Here is a 20469-nt window from a genome sequence, read left to right as displayed (position 1 = left end):
ATCAATGTTGCATTTTGAGTTCAGTAACTCACGCAACGGCCCTATTGACTTCATAGCTGAAACAATTGGGGGTTGTCTGTGAAGGGGGTCACAACCAAGGGTGTAATCTGGATCCTTTCTCTCTCCTTTCGCCAGAGCGGCCTTCCCGACACCTAGGGTGATTCGTAGTAGGCCATGCCAATAAAAGTCGCAGGATTGCCTATCGCCGGGCGGGACGCGCATAACCACCTTGACCATCCCGGCAAATGCCGAAAGGGTCGCGCAAACCAAAAAGCCCCGGAGCAGACATGGCCAAGACGCCCCCGCCCTTTGCCCCATTCGAATGGAAGATCGCCTGGCGATACCTGCGCGCACGCCGTGCCGAGGGCGGTGTCAGCGTGATGACCTGGATTTCTCTGATCGGAATCACACTGGCGGTGTTTGCCCTGATCGCGACGCTGGCCGTTCGGTCCGGCTTCCGATCCGAGTTCGTGGGTACCATTCTGGGGGCCAATGCGCATGTCACTGTCTACTCGGCGGGTAATTTCGATGCGCAGGGTAACCTGGACCGCACCATCGCGGATTATGACGGAGTGGCTGAGCGCGTTGCGCAGGTGCCCGGCGTTGAACGCGCCGCGCCCTTGGTCAAAGGGCAGGTGCTGATTACCAATCGCGAGCGCAGCAGCGGGGTTGAGGTCTTTGGCATTCAGCCTGACGACCTGCTGGACCTGCCCGGCGTCGCCGAAAGCGAACAGGCGGTGGGGGATCTTTCCGAATTCCAGAATGGAGAGGACGTTATCGCCATCGGTTCGGGCGTGGCGCGCAGTATTGGGGCAACTGTGGGGGATACGGTCAAACTGACGTCCCCTAACGGGGTGAAGACGGCCTTTGGTACCTCACCTCGTGTGAATGCCTATCGGGTGGTCTATGTCTTCTCAGCCGGGCGCTATGATATCGACCGCACCCGCGTTTATATGCCGTTCGAACAGGCGCAGGGCTTCTTCAACCGCGAGGGCGTTGCGGATGAGATCGAGGTGATGGTTGACCGCCCCGAAGAACTAACACCGATCCTGATCCCTATTCTTGAGGCCGCCGGCGAACGAAGTCAGATCTGGACCTGGCAGGACGCCTCGGGCGGGTTCCTGCGCGCGTTGGAGGTCGAGGACAACGTGATGTTTATCATCCTGTCGATCCTCGTGTTGATTGCGGCGATGAATATCGTCTCGGGGTTAATCATGCTGGTGAAGAACAAGGGGCGCGATATCGGCATCCTGCGCACCATCGGTCTGAGCGAGGGGTCCGTACTGCGGGTGTTCTTCATCTGCGGTGCATTCACCGGCATCATAGGCACCGTGATGGGTGTTGTTCTGGGTTGCTTGTTCGCGATTTTTATCGACCCGATCTTTTCGTTCGTGAACTACGTCATGGGTGGCGGTGTCTGGGACCCTTCCATTCGCGGCATCTATGCCCTGCCCGCCGAACTGCACCTGTCGGACGTGTTGAAGGCAATCGGCTTGTCGCTGGGCCTGTCCTTTTTCGTCACCTATTTCCCCGCCCGCCGCGCGGCGCGGCTGAATCCGGTTGAGGCGCTGCGCTATGAATGATGTGACATTGCGATTGAGCGGTCTGACCAAGACCTATCTGAAGGGCACACCGGGCGAGGTTCAGGTGCTGCGTGGGGCCGATCTGGAACTGCGCGCAGGCGAAGCGGTGGCGCTGGTTGCGCCATCCGGTGCGGGCAAGTCGACCCTTTTGCACATTGCCGGTTTGCTGGACACGCCGGATGACGGCTCGGTCGAGATTGCGGGTCAGAATGTCAAGGGTAAGGGCGACCGGATCCGCACCGCTTTGCGGCGTCAGGACGTGGGGTTCGTCTATCAGTTCCACCATCTGCTGCCGGAATTCACTGCGCTGGAGAATATCACCTTGCCGCAACTGGCCAATGGGGTGTCCGAGGCGGCGGCACAGGCGCGGGCGAAGTCTTTGCTGGACCGCGTTGGCGTGGCACCGCGCGCTGATCACCGCCCGGCGGCGCTGTCAGGTGGAGAACAACAGCGGGTTGCTTTTTGCCGGGCGCTGGCCAACAAGCCGCGCGTTCTGCTGGCGGATGAGCCGACAGGAAATCTGGATCCCGAAACCTCGGATCAGGTGTTTGACGCGCTGATGGCACTGGTGCGGGACGAGGGGCTGTCGGCACTCATCGCCACGCATAACATGGAACTTGCCGCGCGGATGGACCGCAAGCTGCGGTTGGAGGGCGGTGTACTCAGGCCAGTTGAGTGATCGCAACGCCCGCGGCCATCACGGCGATCCCACCTGCGCGTATCCATGTCAGTGGCGTGACTTGCGCGCCGAAAAGTCCGAAGTGGTCGATGGCTGCCGTGCTGATCAGTTGCCCGAGTAAAACGAAGAACACCGCATTACCGACACCGAAATGCGGTGCGACATGGGTGATGGATAGGACGTAAAAGGCGATCAGGACACCGGCCAATAGCAGGTGTTTCGGGGCCTGCGTGACTTTGGGCAGCGCGCCCGTGCCGGTAAAAAGAACCATCACCAGCGTGGATGCTCCGAACGCGATGGCGAACAGGATGACGGCGGCGGTGGTCGGTGATCCGATCAGCTTTCCAAGCGCCGCGTTCAGAGCGGCAAGGATTGGAACGCCAATCCCGGCGGCCAGCATGATAACTGCATATTGTGTCATTGCCCGTACCCATCTGCTTCGTTGATCTGGATCATTGCGCCAAGCCGGCCCTCGGGCAAGCCTGTATATGTCAATCTTGACAGGAGGATGCGATGCCCAGACCCCTAATGACTGCCGTTTCGTTCGGAGTGCTTGTGACCGCTGCGCAGGTCGCGGCGCAGGATGTGGATACCGGGGCCGAGCTGTATCAGCACTATTGTGCAACGTGCCACGGAATCGATGCGACCGGGCATGGGCCGATGGCGGGGATATTGGTCATTCAGCCGGTTGATCTGACCAAGCTGGCCGGAGAAGACGGTGTTTTCCCAACTGCGCGCGTCGTTGCGCGGATTGACGGGCGCGATCCGTTGGTCAGCCACGGCAGCCCGATGCCAGTCTATGGTCCTTATTTCGACGGGCAGGACACCTCGATGAAAACACCCGAGGGGCAGCCGATTCTGACCAGCCAGCCGATCGTGGATCTGATCGCCTATCTTGAAACATTGCAAGGCGGGTAACGTCTAGCGGCAAATGCCTTCGGTCTTTGCGCCGCTCCAGGGGATGACGATATCGCGCTCACGCGGTTGGTTCGGCAGGGGTGAAATGTCGAAATGCGCGCCCAGCATGTCGTGCAAGCGTTGGGTGCGGGGGGCTTGAGGGTCCAGCGCCCGGCAGCAGACATATTCCTCGACAATCGCGCCTTGTTGTTCAAACCCGTAGGATAGGAAGTCGGACGAGGTTTCGATATCAAACAGATAGGGGTCCTTGTTGCCACCATGCTCGGCCGCTGCACGCAAAGGGTGATAGCCTGTGGTTTTCCGGTTCTGCCATTGCCACACATGTGTCAGCTCATGCGCCAGCAGCATTCCGGCGATTAGGTTCATCTGCTCGGGGAAGTCGGACATATAGTCCTCAAGATACCACTCACGCGTGAAATAGACCTTGTTGAACAGGGCTACGGCGGCGGGCTTTGCTGTGACGACCCCTTCGGTCGGGGCTGGCAATATGCGTTCACGGCAGGCCAGACGGGGCCGTTCCTTGCGGTAAAACGTGATTGGCGCGACCGGAGCCCCCTCGACCAGGCGCACCCGATCCAGATTCAGCGACTCGCCCTGAACAGCGCTGGCAAAAGCACGTTCCTGCTCGGTCAGCGGGCGACCGCAGGATGCAAGCAGAAGGAGAACCATCATCAAAATGCGGCAGGTCATGAAGTGAGCCTAGTGTGAAGCACCCGCACTGCAACCGGTTTTACAGGCTCATCGCCAAAACCCGGCTGATTTCCGTCAACGACCGCCCGGATTGGTCCATCCAGGTGTTGAATGCGTCTTGAACGGCAGCCATCGCCTTCTTGGAGCTTGGCGCTTTGTCGATCACGCCTTCAGCAATCAATCGGGCGGTGACGTCCCGCGACAGGATGAAACTGTCGCGCCCGGCAAATCGCATGGCGTATTGCGCCGAGGCCGCACCCAGACGCGACCCGCGCTTGCCTAGCATCGCCAGCAAGCCGACGTAATCAGTCGAGGGCCAGCCGCCCAGCACCTTTCCCACACCACCTTCCTGACGCAGTTCCAACAGAAACGCGGCATTGTCGCGGACCGTGGCGATCTTGGTGCCGTTGCGGACAATGCGGGTGTCTTGCAGCAGGGCGTCGAACTTCTCATCATCCATAAAGGCGCAGCGGCCGACGTCAAAACCATCAAAGGCAGCTTCAAACCCATCCCATTTGTTTTCGATAACCTTCCAGTTGAACCCGGCCTGAAAGACGCATTTCGTGATGATCGACAGCCAGCGATCATCGGGCAGGGCGGTCAACTCAGCCACGCTTTTAGGTTTGCTCAGCTTGGCCCGCAAAGCGTCGGGCCCACCGTGGCGATTGGCAGCCATGGTGTAGATCTCATCGAAATGGTGCATCGGTGTCCTCCGCAGGCAGGGTTGCCTGTTCATCGTCGGGTTGCAAGCGTTGAAACAATATGCCCAGAACATGCGCGGAAACCCCATGCGCCGCACCCGACTTGATTTCGGACAAGGATCATGCCGCGTCACGGACCTAAATAGGGGCCAAAATTAACGGAGAATGCCATGCTGGGTTGGGCTCTTTTCCTTGCCGCACTGATCACCTTTCTGCTGACCCACGCCATCCCCGCCCGACCCGTCGTGCGCGGGCGGTTGATCGACGTGATGGGACGCAGGGGGTATTTTACGGCGTATTCCGCGTTGTCCCTGCTAGTTTTGGGCTGGCTGATCGTCGCCGCAGCGCAAGCGCCCTATGTTGAAGTAATTCCACCGCTTCCCATCCTGCGTTGGGTGCCGCTGTTGACTATGCCTGTGGTGTGCTGGTTGGCGGTGGCAGGTTTGACAATCCAAAATCCGTTTTCTTTTGGCGGCCTGGGTCACCGTCGGTTCGACCCCGAAAACCCCGGTATCCTGCGCGCCACGCGTCACCCGCTTCTTGCTGCCATGATGCTGTGGGCCTTGGCGCATCTTCTGGCGAATGGCAGCCTGTCGCATGTCATCTTATTTGGTCTTTTTGCAGGTTTTGCGGCGTGGGGCATGGCGCTGATCGATCAGCGCAAGGCGCGCGATATGGGGATCGAATGGGTACGCCTATCCCGCAATACGGCGCGGTTTTCCCTGCGCGCGCCGCAACCCTGGCCTGGCTTGGGGATCGCGCTGATTTCCTTGGCCGCATTTGTGGTTCTGCTTCACCTGCACGCGCCTGTGATCGGCCTTTCGCCCCTGCCATAACGCAAGGAGTGGCCGGACCGGGTCATGCGTGCTATCTGGAAAGTCACACTTTAGGACTATGAGGGTCTTTCAATGTATCTGGCCTATGTTACCACCACCGATCGCGGCGCGACCGACCGCCTGCTGAGCGCCGTTGCCGAACATCTTCTGGCCAACGATGCCCGTCTGGTCGGCGTGGTTCAAACTAACACCGAATGCGCCGACAGCAGCAAATGCGACATGGATGTCCGTGTGCTGCCAGATGGCGAGACCATCCGCATCTCGCAATCTCTGGGCGAGCATTCGCGCGGTTGTCGGCTGGACCCGGCTGCGTTGGAGCGGGCTGTGGGGTATGTCACCAACTCGCTTGAGGATGCGCCGCAGTTGCTGATCATCAACAAATTCGGCAAGCATGAGGCTGACGGGCGCGGTTTTCGCCCGGTGATCGCCGAAGCGTTGACACTGGATATCCCCGTGCTGGTCGGCGTGAACGGTTTGAACAAGGAAAAGTTTCAAGAGTTCACCGTCGGCGCGGCCGAGCAGTTGGAGCCGAACCTCGAAGCCATCTCTGCTTGGTTCGACCGGGTCAACGCGCAACGCGCGGCTGCGGCCTGAGTTAACCTCTCGTTGGGTAAACCTCTGTAATCCTGACTTGTTTCGTTCCACCTGTGCTGCAATCTTCGATTTCGGAGGAGATTGCACATGTGGACCAACTGGGCCGGAAACCAGCGTACGCAGACGCCGATCAAACGCCCAACCTCGATTTCCGAGTTGCAGCAAGCCGTGGCGCAGTCAGGCACGCTGCGGGTCGTTGGGGCCGGTCATTCGTTCACACCCATTGTTGCCGGTGGGGATCGGATACTGGACTTGTCGGATATCGACTTGCCAGTGGTCGGAGAAGTCGGGGAAGACAAGGTTTGGGTGAACGCAAATGCCCGGCTGCGCGACTTGTCTCCGGCCTTGGCGGGGCAGGGGATGGCTTTTCGCAATCTCGGTGACATCAACACACAGTCTTTGGCCGGTGCAGTATCAACCGCCACACACGGCACCGGACGCTCGCTGCCCTGTCTGGCAGCGGAAATCACCGCCGCAAAACTGGTCAGCGCGGGTGGGGATATTCTGACAACCGACGACCTTCCGCTTGAGATGGCGCAAGTCACTTTGGGCATGTTGGGCATTTTGACCGAGGCCCAAATCTCGGTCGTGCCGAAATACAACCTGCGCCGAAGGGTACGATTGGCTGATCTGCAGGACTGCATCGCCAACATGCACCAGAACTGGGCACAGAACCGAAATTTCGAGTTCTTCTATATCCCTTTCACCGGTAAGGCCGTCGAGCTGCGCCATGAAATTTCAGACGCAGCCGAAAGCAGGGCACCACGTGATCTGGACATGATTGCCGTCAAAGTGCTGAAGCTGGCGCGCAATGTTGGTCGGCTCAGCAGTGGGCTACGCAATTTGCTGTTGCGACTACTGACCATGGCGCAATCGGACGAAGATTATGTGGGCGAAAGCTGGCGGGTACTGTGCAGTGACAGGCATATTCGGTTCAAGGAAATGGAATACCACCTGCCGCCTGACGTCGCCCAAGATGTTCTGCAAGAGGTCATTACCCGGCTGCATCGCGACCACAAGGATATCTATTTTCCAATTGAAGTCCGCCAAACTGCGGGCGACTCGGCCTGCCTATCCCCATTTCAGGGCGGGCCGCGCATTTCAATCGCAATCCACACCGATGCGGACGAGGATCACCAGCGATACTTTGACGCCATTGAGTCACTATTTGTCGAAGCTGGAGGAAGACCGCATTGGGGCAAAATGCACAGCTTGGGCTTCACAGAACTATCCACCATGTATCCTGATTTCGACCGTTTTTGCGCGCTGCGGGAACAATTGGACCCGTCGGGCAAGTTTCTCATGCCCGCGCTTGCCAGGCTGTTTCGACCATGACGAACTATCTGCAATCCCTCTCTGAAACGCTGCGTGCGTATGGCGTGGACAAGCCGGTCGCGGTGGTTGATCTGGACAGGCTCGATGCAAATTGTGCCTTGGCGGTGGACAGGTCGGATGATGGGTTGGACCGTCGATTGGTCGCCAAATCCCTGCCTTGTTTGCCGCTGCTGGATCATGTTCGGGGCCTGATTCAGACCTCGGGCCTGATGACGTTTTCCGAGCCCATGCTGCTGGCGCTTTTGAAGGCCGAGCCGAAAGCCGACCATTTGATCGGCAAACCGTTGCCGGTCCGGTCAGCTGCGCGGGTTCTGAGCGAATGTCCAGACGCTGCTGCGCGGGTTCAATGGCTGATCGACTCGTCGGAACGGTTGCAATCCTATCTGGCCCTTGCAGCGGATCGTCAGCTAGCCCTGCGCCTGTCGCTTGAGGTTGATATCGGCCTGCATCGCGGTGGCTTTCAACCAGATCAAGTTGCGCGCATTGCGCAAGAAATTGAGACAAACCCTAATGCGCGGTTGTCCGGTGTTATGGGGTACGAGGCGCATCTGGCCAAACTGCCGCATTTCTTGCGCAAACGTGCCATTCGGGCCAGCGCGGATGCGTTCGATCACGCCGTTTCCAACCTGCCGAATGAGGCCAAAGGGCTGTGCCTCAACACGGGTGGCAGTCTGACTTTTCAGTCCTACCGCACAACAGGTAAGACCACCGAGATCGCTTTTGGGTCGGTCCTCGTGAAACCCACAGATTTCGACCACAAAACGACACAGGGATTTCAACCCGCAGCGTTCATCGCGACTCCGGTTTTGAAAACCATGCCCGGTAATTCGCTGCCGGGATTGGATTTTCTGGCCCGGCGCAAAACCGATCTTGCGATTTTCGGGGGGTATTTCCGCGCTAAACCGGTATTTCCCAACGGCTTTGGCTATTCCTCCATTTTCGGACGTTCAACCAATCAGGAGGTCTGGACAGGCCCACCAGATGCGCCCGTCAAACCCGGCGACATCGCCCTGCTACACCCAAGCCAGAGCGAAGCTGTGCTGAACCAGTTCGGGATCGTATTGGCGGTTAGGGGTGGTCAGGTGGTAGACGAATGGGAATGCCTGCCGAATTAACGGCCCCTTGCACTTTGTCACCATCAGAAGAAGATGGTGGGCGACCCTGGAATCGAACCAGGCGTGCGTCTCCGCGAGGGAGTTACAGTCCCCTGCCACACCTTGCGGCCTGTCGCCCACTGTCAGGCGTTGCACCTGACGTGGAGGCGTGATTACTAGCGCCTTAAAGGAGCGTCAACAGGAAAATACCGCTTTGACGCAGGAAACCGACTTCCCGGCTCGGAGGCCCAAGAAATGAAGAAACCCAAGTGGGTCGTTGAGAAAGAACAAGCCCGTAAAGCGGCTGCGTCCGAAACTGTCTGGCTGTTTGGCCTTCACGCTGTACGCGATGCGTTGATGAATCCGAAGCGGCAAAAACTGCGTTTGATCGTGACGCGAAATGCGCAGGACAAGCTGACAGAGGCCATTGATTTTGCAGAGATTGAGGCCGAAATGGTCGATCCGCGCAAATTCACCGCGCCGATTGATCCGGGGTCTGTCCATCAAGGCGCAGCGCTTGAGGTTAAACCGCTGGATTGGGGAGGGCTGGCCGAGAATTGCATCGGGCGCGAGCTTCCTCGCGTGATTCTGCTGGACCGGGTGACCGACCCGCATAACGTCGGGGCGATTCTGCGCTCAGCCGAGGTTTTGGGGGCCAGTGCGGTGATCGGCACGCGGCACCATTCGGCGCCGGAAACCGGGGCGCTGGCCAAAACCGCTAGCGGCGCGTTGGAACGTCAGCCGTATTTGCGGGTTCGCAATCTGGCCGACGCCATCGTCGAGCTTCAGAACATGGGATTTCTGGTTCTTGGTCTGGATGGTGAGGCCGAAGAAACCATCGAGACAGCGTTGGGCGGCAAACTTGATCAGCCGGTTGCGTTGGTATTGGGGGCCGAGGGGCCGGGCTTGCGGCAAAAAACCAAAGAAACAGTTGATCAACTGGTGAAAATCGACGCAGCGGGCGGGTTTGGGTCACTTAACGTCTCAAATGCTGCCGCAATTGCCCTATATGCCTCAAGGCACAGATAGACAGGAGAGTGCCATTCCCAGCCCGTCCAAAATCGCCACCTGTTGTTATTGCGGGACCCGCGCTGCGCTGGTTCTGAAAGGTCAGGACCGTCATGAGCTGAGCTGTTCCAGCTGCGGGGCGCCATTGCATAACCTCAAGATGATGCCCAAGCGTAAATTGTCCGAAAGCCAATCAAGGCGTGGTGCGGCAAAGCCGACTGCAAGCCACAAGAAAAAGAAGCAGAAAAAGAAAAAGAGTGTCTTCTCACACGTGTTGGATGAGGCATGGGATGTCATCGAAGACATCTTTGATTGATGTGGCGCCTGGGCGACACAGGTGATCACAAGCCCGTTAAGTGGGGTGTCACTTGGTCATAAAACTTGCATCTTGAGACCCTGATGACCTTGTTCCGATTTCTGTGATGTTGACCCGACGTTTTCTTCTGGGCGCGATTGTCGCCGCTTTGATCACTCCTGCCGCAACAGCGCAGGAGATACCTGTCTTCTACGTGACCGATGGCACCGCGATGTCCGGGTATGACGTGGTGTCGTATTTCAATGGCGATGCTCCGGTTCATGGTCAGCCGAAATACGCCGTCGTCTGGAAAGGGGCCCAATGGCACTTTGCAACCGCTGAGAACCGTGACGCGTTTGAACGTGATCCACGTGCCTTTGCCCCTCAATTCGGTGGATATTGCGCCTATGCCATGGCGCATGGATCGCTTGTTAGCACCGATCCCAAGGCATGGCAGGTCGTGGACGGTCGGCTGTATCTGACCCACTCACCCGAAATCGAAGCGATGTGGCGTGAAGCCAGGACGGAATATATCCGTATGGCCGAGGCGCATTGGCCTGTAATTCTTTACGAGCAATAGGCGGGTTTTCGCTTTTCGTGATCTGTCATCACAAAAATGCGCATCCCCTCTTTTTTTCTCTCAATTTATGCCTAAATGTCACAGTGACCGCGGAACGGAACTGCCGCGGGTCATTTCACTGTCCCTCGTTCCAACAACTGGCGCTCAGGTTCAACCTGGGCGCTTTTTTCTTTGTTAAGGACGGCATAGGGTGCGCAGATGGCCGACTATTCCGATAAGCACCTGAAAGAGATTCTTCAGCGCACCAAAGTTGTCGCTGTTGTGGGTGTGTCAATGAACTCAGTACGCCCCAGTTATTATGTGGCACGATATCTTTCCTTGAAGGGCTTTACGGTCATTCCGGTCAACCCGGGCCACGCAGGCAAAGAGCTGTTTGGTCAGACCGTCAGGGCGTCGTTGTCCGAGATTTCTGAACCCGTAGATATGGTCGATATCTTCCGCCGCTCCGAATCCGTGCCGCCGATTGTGGATGAGGCATTGGACGCATTCCCGAACCTGCGCACCATTTGGATGCAGATCGGTGTCGAAAACGCTGATGCTGCCGCCAAGGCACAGGCGCGCGGGGTGGATGTGGTGATGAACCGTTGCCCCAAGATCGAATATCAGCGCCTGTTTGGTGAGTTGCGCATGGGCGGATTTACCACTGGTGTCATCTCGTCCAAAATCTAGCCGCCGGTATAGGGCAAGAGATCGCCGTATTGTTCCACGCGGCGCTTCTCCAAAACGACGTCGCGTGGCACCCATTCGTATTTTGTGTCTTCGATCAGCGGCGACCAAAACAGCACTCCGCCATAGCGCCACGGATCCAACACCACACCGTCATACATCGTTTCCCCTCTGCGGCTGATGATAGCCGTGCTGTGATCGATTCTGAACGGGTTGTCGGCGTTGGCGATGGCGCGGTGCAGGTCAAGCGTCTGGAAGTTTTCCTGCTTCAGGCGGCGCTCGATATCTTCGGCCCAATGCCAGCACAGCCCGCGCGGGCGCAGACCCTTGTTGACCTTGGCGTTGTGGATCAACGGAGGGTCGGTGATTTCGTATTCCTGCACCAATTGCGCCGTATAGGAATAGGCAATACGCGCGGCGCGGTCAGCCTCTTCCGGGTCGATATCGGGGCCGAGGCTGCGTATTTCGCTGGCCAGCCGTTGAACTTCATCTCCGGTCGAAGGGGGAGGGGACGCGCATGCCCCCAACGTCAGAAGGGCCAGCACCAAGGCCAAAGCTTTGATCATCTGCGTGCCCTTCGATCTGCAAAGCATGAAACACGATGATAAAGGGTTGAGCGGTATGACGAAACCCTGCCGATTACCCCTTGGGGCGCGCGGATTTTTCGGCAATGCCGCTGGTGCCCTGACGACGTTCCAATTCCGCCAGCACATCATCCAGTGCCACATCCCGCGCAGCCAGCATGACAAGCAGATGATAGAGCACATCCGCCGCCTCTGCCGTAAGCGCGGCCTTGTTGTCCTTGACGGCCTCGATAATGGCTTCGACGGCCTCTTCGCCGAATTTTTCGGCGCATTTCTCGGGCCCTTTTGCCAGTAGCTTGGCGGTCCAACTGGAGTCAGGATCAGCGTTTTTGCGGGCCTCAATTGTGGCGGCCAGATCGTGTAGAATACTCATGTCAGCCTCATCGGGATACCTGCGGCGGTCATGTGTTCCTTGGCTTCGCGGATGGTGTATTCGCCGAAATGAAAGATCGAGGCGGCAAGAACCGCGCTTGCCCCGCCCTCAGTGACGCCTTCGACCAGGTGGTCAAGGTTGCCAACCCCGCCCGAAGCGATCACTGGTACATACACTGCGTCGGAAATCGCGCGGGTCAGGGGCAGATTGAACCCGGCTTTGGTGCCGTCGCGGTCCATTGACGTCAGCAGGATTTCCCCAGCACCTTTGGCGACGACGGTTTTGGCGAATTCCACCGCGTCAATGCCGGTGGGTTTGCGGCCGCCGTGGGTGAAAATCTCCCACTTGCCGGGGCTGACGGTCTTCGCGTCGATGGCACAGACAATGCACTGGCTGCCGAACTGATCAGCCGATTCCGCAATCACATCGGGGTTTGCCACGGCGGCCGAGTTGAAACTGACCTTGTCCGCACCAGCCAGCAACAGAGCGCGCACGTCATCTTTAGTACGCACGCCGCCACCCACGGTGAGGGGCACAAAGCACTGCTCGGCGGTGCGTTGTACCACGTCAAACATTGTACCGCGGTTTTCATGGGTGGCGTGGATGTCCAGAAAGCAGATCTCATCTGCGCCGGCGGCGTCGTAGGCCTTGGCCGATTCAACCGGGTCACCGGCATCACGCAGACCAACGAAATTCACGCCCTTGACCACACGGCCATCAGCGACATCCAGACAGGGAATGATGCGGGTTTTCAGCATGTCGGCATCCTTTGTTGCCGCACCTCTACCTACAAAGCCCCGCCGATGCCAGTGCTGAACAGCCTGACTGTGGCGGGGCACAGGTTGCGTTATTTGCAATCAGTTTGTGTGCAGTATCTTGAGGGCCGACAGAAGGTTCGCCTTGTCATCCGTCCACGGAACCTGACCGTCGGTGACCAAAGGCTCCCACTTGCCGGTATCGATGAACGATTCGATGCGATTTTTGTCTCGGCTCAGGATGACGACATGCGTGTCAGACGCGCCGGTTTTTTCTTCTTCCTCGGTGGCATCGTCCATTTGAAGTGCCGCGTGCAGGTTCAGCGCTGCTGCGGCTCGCGCCAGTTGCGGTGAAAGATCGTAATACTGGTTCGAGATATGGAAGACCAACGTGCCATCCTGATCCAGATGGTTCAGATAGACCTCGATTGCCTCCTGCGTGATCAGGTGGAGCGGTATCGCGTCGGAACTGTAGGCGTCCAGCACCATGATATCAAAGTCGAACTTTTGATATTCCAGAACGATCCGGGCGTCGCCCAGATGGGTGGTCGTGTCCGGCGCACATGTGGACATATAGGTGAACAGTTCAGGGTCGCGTGCAATGCGATCAACGGTTTGGTCGATCTCAAAGAAATCCCACGTCTGATGCGGTTGCCCATAGCAAGCCAACGCACCGGTCCCAAGGCCGACAATTGCGATATTGTCCAAGTTCTGGCCGTATTCCGATGTCAGGATTTCGGCCATTGGCCCGTTCGGATGATAATACGAAGACCCAACCGGCCGCGTACTAGGCGGTGTTTGCCTTTGCCAGCCGTGTACGGTGGTTCCGTTCTTGTAGACCCGGAACTCTTTAAAATCATAGACGGCGTGGGTTCCGAAAAAGCTGCGATCGCGGAAATAGACCTGAGTCTTCGAGATCAGGTTCGGTGCCAAAACGATCAGCAGAACTGTCGCCAATCGGGTCGGGGCATTTCTAAAGGCCAGTAGCACTGCGGCAACAAGTGAGGACGCCACCAAGATACCAAGTGTGCGAGAGTCGAACACGAGGCTGAAGCGCAGTGCGCCTGTCACGAACAACAGCGGAATCGACGCAATGATTCCAATGGCAACGTGACGGATACTGAAAGTACCTGCGTGCAGCAGAAACAGTCCACCGGTCGCAATGAGTGTCAGGGCGAATTCGATCTCGCGGTCAAAGAAGACCGGCGCAATGATCGAGTTGAACAGGCCTCCACAAGCCCCTCCAACCGAAAGCGCCAGATAGAAGACGGTCAGATGCTCGGCTGGTGGCCGAAGTTCATACAGAAGCCTATGCGCAAACAGGGCGACCAGAAAGAGGATCGGAACATACAGCATCATCAACGCCAAGGCCTTGTGCGTCGGTGCAACCTTGGACAGCAGGACCACGGCGATTGCCAGCGCGATCAAAACCGGAACTTTCAGACTATCCAGGGTGACTCGACGCCATTTGGTAAAAGCGAGAATGAAGGTCAGGATATATGTCGCCAGTGGCAGAACCCAGATTAGCGGGATGGCACCAAGATCGATGCTGAGCTTGGTTGTTGTGGCCAGCATCAGGGATGACGGAATGAATGCAATGAACACCCAAGTGGAAATTGTCTTGACGCTCAGGGCGCTGCCTGTCGTTTGCGGTTCATGTACGGCGACAGGTTCGGTTCCACCACGAAGGGCAAACACACCACTGACGGCCATAAGAATACCAAACACGACAAATCCGACGGACCAGAACAGGCTGATTTCTTGCGCACCAAAGAAAGGATCGGCCATCAGTGGGAACGCCAACAGGGCCAGCAGCGATCCAACATTGCTGGCTGCGTACAGAAAATATGGATCGTTGGCCGATGGACCGCCAGAGCGCGAATACCATGCCTGAAGAAGCGGGGCATTTGCGGACAGCACTGCAAATGGAACGCCGACCCCTGCCGCAAACAGAATCAGCGTTTGAAGGGCAATAGATTGCGAAGAATCGAATCTCCAGCCTTCTTGCGTGGCCAAGGGCAAAAAGCTGAGGGCGATCAGCCAAAGGGCCAGATGTGTAACAAGTTGCCAACGCAGGCTAAACCACCGGGTCAGGATATGGGCGTACAGATATCCCATGATCAACATAAGTTGGAAAAACAGCATAGCTGTTGTCCAAACCGCCGGTGCACCGCCGATTTTGGGCAAGACGAGTTTTGCGAAAAGTGGTTGAACAAAAAACAGAAGGCTGGCGCTGACAAAAATTGTCGCGCAAAAACTGATGACCGGAGCATAATAGCGCCAATTTTCAGTCGGTTGAGATACGTTTGAAACGGACACAGTGAAACTCCGGCATTAGATTGCGGTTCAGCCCTAGCGACGGAATAAGACTATTTTGCGGCTGATATGTGCAAACTCTTACCGGAAACGTGGAATTGTTCACGATTTGTCATCGGTCGCGGCGGGCCCATTGAAACCCATTTAATTCGCAACCGGCAAAGCCTCGCCGATGCCGGAGATGTGATTGCCACCCGGTTCAAAACTGTGAACACTGCGCCCAAATTCATCAGGAGATCAAAGAGATGCGTAAACTTTTTTTGACAGCCGCTTTTGTATTTGGGGGGACCGTCGCAGCGATGGCAGACGATATCATCAAGGTAAACACAGCTAAATCCGTGCCCGAGGTTATGGATGCACTTGAAGCCGCCGTTGGCAATGCAGGCGCGACCGTATTTGCGCGCGTCGATCACGCGGCTGGTGCGGAAAGGGTCGGGCTGAGTATCCCAGCCAATCAGGTGTTGATCTTCGGCAATCCGGCGCTGGGAACGCCCGCGATGCAGATCGATCCGCGGGCGGGATTGTTCCTGCCACTGAAAGTTCAAGCCTATGAGGATGAAAACGGTCAGGTTTGGCTGGCTTATGAAGACCCGAAAGAGACCATGGATGAGCTTGACGACGTCGAGAAATCTCCGGTCATCGAAAAGATGCGCGGTGCGTTGGCCAAACTGACTTCGGTCGCGGCTCAATAACATCAGGAATGCGCCAGCTGCACTTCTTGCTGGCGCATTTGGGCCCGCTCTAGTTGCTCAGGGTGGCCAGGGCCTCTTTCAGATCGAGGGCTCCGTCATAGAGCGCCCGACCAGAAATCGCCCCGTTCAATTCGACGCCGCAATCGCGCAGGGCGATGAGATCATCCAGCGAACTGACACCTCCCGAGGCAATGACCGGGATTGAGACGGCGCGGGCCAGATCGGCGGTTGCTTCAATATTCGGGCCCTGCATCGCGCCATCGCGGTTGATGTCTGTGTAGATGATGGCTGCGACGCCTGCATCCTCGAAACTGCGGGCCAGATCGGTGACCTGAACGTCGGTCTCTTCGGCCCAGCCCTTGGTGGCGACCATACCGCTCCGCGCGTCAATGCCCACAGCGACCTTGCCGGGGAATGCCTTTGCTGCTTCACGCACCAGATCGGGGTTTTCCACTGCAACCGTACCCAGAATTACGCGAGCGAGGCCTTTTTCGATCCAGGTTTCGATTGTGGTCATGTCGCGAATGCCGCCACCCAACTGCGCGGGCACGTTGCAGGCTTTCAGAATGGCCTCGACCGGCGCGGCATTGATCGGCTCACCCGCAAAAGCGCCGTTCAGATCGACAAGATGCAGCCACTCGCACCCGGCCTCGACAAAGGCGCGGGCTTGCGCCGCCGGATCGTCGTTGAACACGGTGGCCTTGTCCATTTCACCGCGCAGCAGGCGCACGGCCTGGCCGTCTTTGAGGTCGATGGCGGGGTAGAGGATCATGTCGGGCGGCCCTATATCTTGGTCAGTCGCGCGGGATATCGCACAGTCAGGGCAGGGGATGCAACGCGACGCAAAGTCATTCTTGCCCGAAGCCGGTCACCGGGCCAGAGTGATCGCAACACAGGGAGAGCATTATGAAGAAATTTCTACTTACAGCAGGTTTTGCCACCATGGCGACCACCGCTTTTGCGGCTGACCCGGTTGATGGGCTGTGGAAGACCCAGCCGGGGGATACGGGCGGCTATCTGCATGTAACCATTGCGGAATGTGGCAGTGCGATTTGCGGCACAATTGACAGCGCCTTCGACGGTGATGGCAACCAGCAGTTGGAATACGAAAACTTGGGCAAACAGATCATCTGGGATATGGTGCCCGAGGGGGATGGTCAGTACGACAGCGGAAAAATCTGGGCACCGGACCGCGACAAGACCTACAACTCGAAAATGACACTGGACAGTCAGAATGAACTGACTGTCAAAGGCTGTGTTGCTGGTGGTCTGGTCTGCCGTGGGCAGACCTGGACGCGGGTTCAGTAACCGTTCAGGGCGTCCAGGTCAGGAAGTTTCCGATCATGCGTAGGCCCACGTCCTGGCTTTTCTCGGGGTGGAACTGCATGCCAACCATTGTGTCGCGGCCAATCACGGCCGTGACCTCTTGGCCATAGTCCACAAAAGCCAACCGCTCTGCCGGGTCTGTTACCCGAAAATGGTAGGAGTGGACGAAATAGACATGATCACCTGTTTTGACGCCACTGAACACTGGGTGATCGCTTTCCAGCACCAGATCGTTCCAACCCATATGGGGCACCTTCAGCGCATCGTCCGAGGGTTCGATCCGCAGCACATCACCGGCCACCCAATCCAGGCCGTCGGTCTCGGTGTATTCATGACCTTTTGAGGCCATCAGCTGCATCCCGACGCAGATGCCAAGAAACGGGCGGCCTTTTTGTTCCACCGCCTCGACCATCGCGTCATAGATGCCCTTGTGGCCGCGCAGTTCAGACGCGCAGGCTGGAAAGGCGCCGTCACCGGGCAGAACCAGACGGTCGGCCCGCGCCACAACATCCGCGTCCGAGGTCACTACGACCTGACCGGCATCCATTTCGCGCGCCATGCGCTGAAACGCCTTTTCGGCCGAGTGCAGGTTGCCGCTTTCGTAGTCGATAATGGCCGTGAGCATTTACAGCGCGCCCTTTGTCGACGGAATCGCATCGGCCTTGCGCGGGTCAGTCTCAACCGCCAGACGCAGGGCGCGGGCGACGGCTTTGAACGCGGCCTCGGCAATGTGGTGGCTGTTGAAGCCGTGTAACTGGTCGATGTGCAACGTGATGCCGCCATGGGTGCTGAGCGCCTGAAAGAACTCGCGTACCAGTTCGGTGTCGAACGCGCCGATCTTGGGCGTCGGCAGGTCCACGTTCCAGATCAGGAACGGACGGCCCGACAGATCCAGCGCACACCGCACCTGGGCGTCATCCATGGGCAGGTGGCATTCGCCATAGCGGCGGATACCTTTCTTGTCGCCTAGGGCCTGGGTCAACGCCTGACCCAGCGCGATGCCGGTATCCTCGACCGTGTGGTGGTCGTCGATGTGATAATCACCCTTGGCGCGGATCGTCATGTCGATCAGCGAATGGCGCGCCAGCTGGTCCAGCATATGATCGAAGAAACCGACGCCGGTCTGGTTGTCATAGGTGCCGGTGCCGTCCAGATTGACCTCGACCGATATTTCGGTCTCGGCGGTTTGACGGCTGATCTTTGCGCTGCGCATGGGCGAATTCCTTTTGCTACAGGCGCGCTTATAGACGGGGATGGCCCGCCTTATCCAGACCAAGCGTGGCATTCACCGCAAACTGTTGCAGGGGATTGCGCCCGGTCGCGGCCCATGCCAGCCTGCAGGAAACTGAACCAACAAGGCACGGCCCATGTCCACTTGCGTTTTCATCCAGATTCGCTGCAAACCCGGCTCTACCTACAAGGTGGCCGAGCAAATCGCCCTGCGCGAAATCCATTCTGAGCTGTATTCGACCAGCGGTGAGTTTGACCTGCTGCTGAAGCTTTACATCCCCGAGACCGAAGATGTAGGCCATTTCATCAATGAAAACCTGCTGGTGATTCCCAACATCGAACGGTCGCTGACCACGATGACGTTCAAGGCGTTTTAACCAAGCTCAAAGGTCGTGACGCCAAAGATGCGGCTCAGATCGATGTCTGGTTCGTAGTCTGAATACATCCGGGCTGTTTCGAACACCTTGTCCAACCCAAGTTCATCGGCCAGCGCGAACGCTGATGGGTTGGGTTGAGGCATGTCCACGAAGACCTCATGCTCATTGTGATCCTCAGGGATTGCAGTCAGAATTGCGGCCAGCAAAGCCCTTGCGATGTCGGAGTTATCCGCAAACAGGGGGCCAACCTTATACCCAGTGAGGCAGGGGCGAAGTGTTGCGTACCCTCTGATTCTGCCGTTCTCGGTAAAGACTTTCGATACGTGGCTATAGGCACTCAGCCAGTCGCCCAGAAACAAGTCGCGTGGCGCGGGAAACAGTTCGCGATCATAGTCTTTCAAGGCGTCGGATGCTTGGGTCAGATCGGTGATTTGATCGTTCTGTCTGGTTCCCAGCTTAGCCAACATCCGACTTTTCGTGCCGGCAAAACGATAGTTGTTATAGGCAAAGGTAAAGCCGGACTTGCGGTAATTGTCCTGTTGCTCGACCACGCCATCCAGCCCCATATTGCGCCCGGTACAATGGGCCAACGCATGCTGAGCGATCTCAAGCCCGTGGCCATGGTGGCGAAACTCGGGTTTGACGATATAGAACCCCAGGAATGCGAAGGTTTCGTCGTAATTTACCGCTGATACCGACGCGATCATCTCGCCATTCAGAAACCCACCCAGAAACCCATCCGGGTCTGTCGTGCGAAAGCACTCGGCATCATGTTTGCCCGGATTCCACCCTTCGCGACCGGCCCAATCCACGGCGTGTTCGACTTCGGCGGCAGTAAGGGGGCGAATGACATAGTCCGACATTGGCGAATTCCGTGCATGATTGAAATCACGGCCAGAATGGCGCAACGCTTACGAAGAAACCAGTGTGTTTGAATGGGTTTGTATCTGGAGCGGGCGAGGCGATTCGAACGCCCGACCCTAACCTTGGCAAGGTTATGCTCTACCCCTGAGCTACGCCCGCATCAGATACATATGTTGGTCCGAAGACCTCTCAATGGAGCGGGCGAGGCGATTCGAACGCCCGACCCTAACCTTGGCAAGGTTATGCTCTACCCCTGAGCTACGCCCGCGCCGTTGAGTGAGGAGGGATGTATAAATTCCCACGCGGGCCTGCAAGCAGAAAAAGACAAAAAGGCGGAAAAATCTTTCGACGGAAACCCCGCCGCCGCACGTTCAAACCACAGAGCATTATAAAACAAGAGGGTTCGAGGAGAGGAAATGATACGGGTTGCAGATATGAAAATGGCACTGCTGGCTGCACTGATCGTGTTGACGGCCGTGTTCTGTGCGGAAGATGATGGCAAACTGGTCGAGGTTGAGCCGGTCCTAATGAAAGCACCACTGATTGAGACGCAGATATTGGCGGGATAAGCCCCCGCCAGCCGGATCAGAGCGCCAGCACGAGATTTGCAATTGCGGCCACCAGAATGGCCGTGAAGGTTAGCAGCATCCCGATCTGGCGCAGAATCACGATCTGCGGGCTGCGACCGAAGCCATAGGCATGCATCACCCGTCCAGTCAGCAGGGCCAGCCCCAGCAGATTCAGCAGCAGCCCACCCGCGCCTTGCAGCTCGACCATCGCGATCAACAGAAGGGCAAAGGGTGTGTATTCGACAAAGTTGGAATGCGTCCGCATCACTTTGAGCATGTCCTGATTGCCACCGTCCCCGTAGGAAATCTTGTCGCTGCGACGTTGGCTGATAACCTTGGCGCTTAAGACGACGTACAAAATCGCCAGCAGTGCGGCGTAGATTGGGGTGACGGACAGCATCTTG

28 protein-coding genes and 3 tRNA genes are annotated in these 20469 nt (G+C 57.6%); 15 read left to right on the top strand and 16 right to left on the bottom strand.

Going from position 1 to position 20469, the window contains the following annotated elements; all coding sequences use genetic code 11:
• Positions 1 to 287: 287 nt before the first annotated feature.
• Both ACR0LY_RS06885 and ACR0LY_RS06880 read left to right on the top strand, forming a co-directional pair.
• Positions 288 to 1583: a lipoprotein-releasing ABC transporter permease subunit gene (locus ACR0LY_RS06885; protein ID WP_170347998.1), complete on the top strand. Its 1296-nt coding sequence runs from the start codon at positions 288 to 290 to the stop codon at positions 1581 to 1583.
• Complete coding sequence (locus ACR0LY_RS06880) at positions 1576 to 2262, top strand: ABC transporter ATP-binding protein (RefSeq protein WP_170347999.1); 687 nt, start codon at positions 1576 to 1578, stop codon at positions 2260 to 2262. Before ACR0LY_RS06885 ends, ACR0LY_RS06880 begins: the two co-directional genes overlap by 8 nt.
• On the opposite strand, the gene ACR0LY_RS06875 is transcribed toward ACR0LY_RS06880, so the two are convergent.
• Positions 2246 to 2683: a DMT family transporter gene (locus ACR0LY_RS06875; protein ID WP_170348000.1), complete on the bottom strand. Its 438-nt coding sequence runs from the start codon at positions 2681 to 2683 to the stop codon at positions 2246 to 2248. The genes ACR0LY_RS06880 and ACR0LY_RS06875 overlap by 17 nt on opposite strands.
• Positions 2684 to 2775: 92 nt before the next feature.
• Between ACR0LY_RS06875 and ACR0LY_RS06870 the strand changes: the two genes are divergently transcribed.
• Complete coding sequence (locus ACR0LY_RS06870; RefSeq protein ID WP_170348001.1) at positions 2776 to 3180, top strand: c-type cytochrome; 405 nt, start codon at positions 2776 to 2778, stop codon at positions 3178 to 3180.
• A gap of 3 nt (positions 3181 to 3183) precedes the next feature.
• Here ACR0LY_RS06870 and ACR0LY_RS06865 read toward each other — a convergent pair whose 3' ends face one another.
• From ACR0LY_RS06865 to ACR0LY_RS06855, 3 genes are read right to left on the bottom strand one after another with little or no spacing between them, the layout of a single operon-like run.
• Positions 3184 to 3852 carry a hypothetical protein gene (locus ACR0LY_RS06865; RefSeq protein ID WP_480640674.1) on the bottom strand — a complete coding sequence of 223 codons (669 nt, stop codon included), beginning with the start codon at positions 3850 to 3852 and terminating at the stop codon, positions 3184 to 3186.
• Between the two features lie 58 nt (positions 3853 to 3910).
• Positions 3911 to 4573, bottom strand: a complete 663-nt coding sequence (locus tag ACR0LY_RS06860) for a DNA-3-methyladenine glycosylase I (protein ID WP_170348003.1) — start codon at positions 4571 to 4573, stop codon at positions 3911 to 3913.
• Positions 4557 to 4688, bottom strand: coding sequence for a hypothetical protein (locus tag ACR0LY_RS06855; protein ID WP_480640672.1), 132 nt, complete (start codon positions 4686 to 4688; stop codon positions 4557 to 4559). The genes ACR0LY_RS06860 and ACR0LY_RS06855 overlap by 17 nt, the downstream gene beginning before the upstream one ends.
• A gap of 53 nt (positions 4689 to 4741) precedes the next feature.
• On the opposite strand from ACR0LY_RS06855, the gene ACR0LY_RS06850 reads away from it, so the two are divergent.
• The 4 genes from ACR0LY_RS06850 to ACR0LY_RS06835 all read left to right on the top strand — a co-directional run bounded on the left by ACR0LY_RS06850 (position 4742) and on the right by ACR0LY_RS06835 (position 8451).
• Positions 4742 to 5407 carry an NnrU family protein gene (locus ACR0LY_RS06850; protein ID WP_170348004.1) on the top strand — a complete coding sequence of 222 codons (666 nt, stop codon included), beginning with the start codon at positions 4742 to 4744 and terminating at the stop codon, positions 5405 to 5407.
• A 72-nt stretch (positions 5408 to 5479) separates the two neighbouring features.
• Positions 5480 to 6001, top strand: a complete 522-nt coding sequence (locus ACR0LY_RS06845) for a DUF2478 domain-containing protein (protein WP_170348005.1) — start codon at positions 5480 to 5482, stop codon at positions 5999 to 6001.
• 87 nt (positions 6002 to 6088) lie between these two features.
• On the top strand, positions 6089 to 7336 hold the full coding sequence (locus ACR0LY_RS06840; RefSeq protein WP_170348006.1) for a D-arabinono-1,4-lactone oxidase: 1248 nt from the start codon (positions 6089 to 6091) through the stop codon (positions 7334 to 7336).
• Positions 7333 to 8451: an alanine racemase gene (locus tag ACR0LY_RS06835; RefSeq protein WP_170348007.1), complete on the top strand. Its 1119-nt coding sequence runs from the start codon at positions 7333 to 7335 to the stop codon at positions 8449 to 8451. Before ACR0LY_RS06840 ends, ACR0LY_RS06835 begins: the two co-directional genes overlap by 4 nt.
• Before the next feature lie 34 nt (positions 8452 to 8485).
• Here ACR0LY_RS06835 and ACR0LY_RS06830 read toward each other — a convergent pair.
• Positions 8486 to 8569: transfer RNA gene (locus ACR0LY_RS06830), tRNA-Tyr, on the bottom strand.
• Positions 8570 to 8685: 116 nt separating this feature from the next.
• Here ACR0LY_RS06830 and rlmB point away from each other — a divergent pair.
• The 4 genes from rlmB (at position 8686) to ACR0LY_RS06810 (ending at position 10982) form a co-directional block, all read left to right on the top strand.
• Positions 8686 to 9459 (top strand): 23S rRNA (guanosine(2251)-2'-O)-methyltransferase RlmB, encoded by a 774-nt coding sequence (gene rlmB, locus ACR0LY_RS06825; protein WP_170348008.1) that lies wholly within the window; start codon positions 8686 to 8688, stop codon positions 9457 to 9459.
• Complete coding sequence (locus ACR0LY_RS06820; RefSeq protein ID WP_174821525.1) at positions 9440 to 9754, top strand: hypothetical protein; 315 nt, start codon at positions 9440 to 9442, stop codon at positions 9752 to 9754. Before rlmB ends, ACR0LY_RS06820 begins: the two co-directional genes overlap by 20 nt.
• A gap of 106 nt (positions 9755 to 9860) precedes the next feature.
• On the top strand, positions 9861 to 10313 hold the full coding sequence (locus ACR0LY_RS06815) for a YHS domain-containing (seleno)protein (RefSeq protein WP_170348009.1): 453 nt from the start codon (positions 9861 to 9863) through the stop codon (positions 10311 to 10313).
• 198 nt (positions 10314 to 10511) lie between these two features.
• On the top strand, positions 10512 to 10982 hold the full coding sequence (locus ACR0LY_RS06810) for a CoA-binding protein (protein ID WP_170348010.1): 471 nt from the start codon (positions 10512 to 10514) through the stop codon (positions 10980 to 10982).
• On the opposite strand, the gene ACR0LY_RS06805 is transcribed toward ACR0LY_RS06810, so the two are convergent.
• The 4 genes from ACR0LY_RS06805 to ACR0LY_RS06790 all read right to left on the bottom strand — a co-directional run bounded on the left by ACR0LY_RS06805 (position 10979) and on the right by ACR0LY_RS06790 (position 14836).
• Positions 10979 to 11545 (bottom strand): hypothetical protein, encoded by a 567-nt coding sequence (locus ACR0LY_RS06805; RefSeq protein ID WP_170348011.1) that lies wholly within the window; start codon positions 11543 to 11545, stop codon positions 10979 to 10981. The two genes, ACR0LY_RS06810 and ACR0LY_RS06805, sit on opposite strands and share 4 nt — an antisense overlap.
• 73 nt (positions 11546 to 11618) lie before the next feature.
• Complete coding sequence (locus ACR0LY_RS06800; RefSeq protein ID WP_170348012.1) at positions 11619 to 11936, bottom strand: phosphoribosyl-ATP diphosphatase; 318 nt, start codon at positions 11934 to 11936, stop codon at positions 11619 to 11621.
• Positions 11933 to 12694: an imidazole glycerol phosphate synthase subunit HisF gene (hisF, locus tag ACR0LY_RS06795; RefSeq protein WP_170348013.1), complete on the bottom strand. Its 762-nt coding sequence runs from the start codon at positions 12692 to 12694 to the stop codon at positions 11933 to 11935. The genes ACR0LY_RS06800 and hisF overlap by 4 nt, the downstream gene beginning before the upstream one ends.
• A 99-nt stretch (positions 12695 to 12793) precedes the next feature.
• Positions 12794 to 14836: a fused MFS/spermidine synthase gene (locus ACR0LY_RS06790; RefSeq protein WP_254440164.1), complete on the bottom strand. Its 2043-nt coding sequence runs from the start codon at positions 14834 to 14836 to the stop codon at positions 12794 to 12796.
• 416 nt (positions 14837 to 15252) lie between these two features.
• On the opposite strand from ACR0LY_RS06790, the gene ACR0LY_RS06785 reads away from it, so the two are divergent.
• Entirely contained in the window at positions 15253 to 15699 is a 447-nt protein-coding gene (locus ACR0LY_RS06785; protein WP_254438692.1) for a DUF302 domain-containing protein, read from the top strand.
• A gap of 49 nt (positions 15700 to 15748) precedes the next feature.
• Here ACR0LY_RS06785 and hisA read toward each other — a convergent pair whose 3' ends face one another.
• Complete coding sequence (gene hisA, locus ACR0LY_RS06780) at positions 15749 to 16471, bottom strand: 1-(5-phosphoribosyl)-5-[(5-phosphoribosylamino)methylideneamino]imidazole-4-carboxamide isomerase (RefSeq protein ID WP_170348015.1); 723 nt, start codon at positions 16469 to 16471, stop codon at positions 15749 to 15751.
• 134 nt (positions 16472 to 16605) lie between these two features.
• Here hisA and ACR0LY_RS06775 point away from each other — a divergent pair, with 134 nt between their 5' ends.
• Positions 16606 to 17007 (top strand): DUF2147 domain-containing protein, encoded by a 402-nt coding sequence (locus ACR0LY_RS06775; protein WP_170348016.1) that lies wholly within the window; start codon positions 16606 to 16608, stop codon positions 17005 to 17007.
• Positions 17008 to 17011: 4 nt separating this feature from the next.
• Here the strand turns inward: ACR0LY_RS06775 and hisH are convergent, their stop codons facing one another.
• Both hisH and hisB read right to left on the bottom strand, forming a co-directional pair.
• Positions 17012 to 17650, bottom strand: a complete 639-nt coding sequence (gene hisH, locus ACR0LY_RS06770; protein WP_170348017.1) for an imidazole glycerol phosphate synthase subunit HisH — start codon at positions 17648 to 17650, stop codon at positions 17012 to 17014.
• Complete coding sequence (hisB, locus tag ACR0LY_RS06765; protein WP_170348018.1) at positions 17651 to 18238, bottom strand: imidazoleglycerol-phosphate dehydratase HisB; 588 nt, start codon at positions 18236 to 18238, stop codon at positions 17651 to 17653. It abuts the gene before it with no gap.
• 154 nt (positions 18239 to 18392) lie between these two features.
• Here hisB and ACR0LY_RS06760 point away from each other — a divergent pair, with 154 nt between their 5' ends.
• Positions 18393 to 18632 (top strand): Lrp/AsnC family transcriptional regulator, encoded by a 240-nt coding sequence (locus ACR0LY_RS06760; protein ID WP_170348019.1) that lies wholly within the window; start codon positions 18393 to 18395, stop codon positions 18630 to 18632.
• Here ACR0LY_RS06760 and ACR0LY_RS06755 read toward each other — a convergent pair.
• The 3 genes from ACR0LY_RS06755 to ACR0LY_RS06745 form a co-directional block, all read right to left on the bottom strand.
• Positions 18629 to 19495, bottom strand: coding sequence for a GNAT family N-acetyltransferase (locus ACR0LY_RS06755; protein ID WP_170348020.1), 867 nt, complete (start codon positions 19493 to 19495; stop codon positions 18629 to 18631). The two genes, ACR0LY_RS06760 and ACR0LY_RS06755, sit on opposite strands and share 4 nt — an antisense overlap.
• Before the next feature lie 85 nt (positions 19496 to 19580).
• Positions 19581 to 19655 (bottom strand) — tRNA-Gly (locus tag ACR0LY_RS06750).
• A gap of 34 nt (positions 19656 to 19689) precedes the next feature.
• Positions 19690 to 19764: transfer RNA gene (locus tag ACR0LY_RS06745), tRNA-Gly, on the bottom strand.
• Positions 19765 to 19912: 148 nt separating this feature from the next.
• Between ACR0LY_RS06745 and ACR0LY_RS06740 the strand changes: the two genes are divergently transcribed.
• Positions 19913 to 20065 carry a hypothetical protein gene (locus ACR0LY_RS06740; RefSeq protein WP_170348021.1) on the top strand — a complete coding sequence of 51 codons (153 nt, stop codon included), beginning with the start codon at positions 19913 to 19915 and terminating at the stop codon, positions 20063 to 20065.
• A gap of 16 nt (positions 20066 to 20081) precedes the next feature.
• Here the strand turns inward: ACR0LY_RS06740 and ACR0LY_RS06735 are convergent, their stop codons facing one another.
• A complete protein-coding gene (locus ACR0LY_RS06735) occupies positions 20082 to 20465 on the bottom strand; it encodes an MAPEG family protein (protein ID WP_170348022.1) in 384 nt (127 codons plus the stop codon).
• Positions 20466 to 20469: the final 4 nt, after the last annotated feature.

This window comes from Ruegeria sp. BC5 (assembly GCF_056539205.1).
Note: the sequence above shows the minus strand (reverse complement) of the source record. Positions and strands in the feature narration are given on the sequence as shown.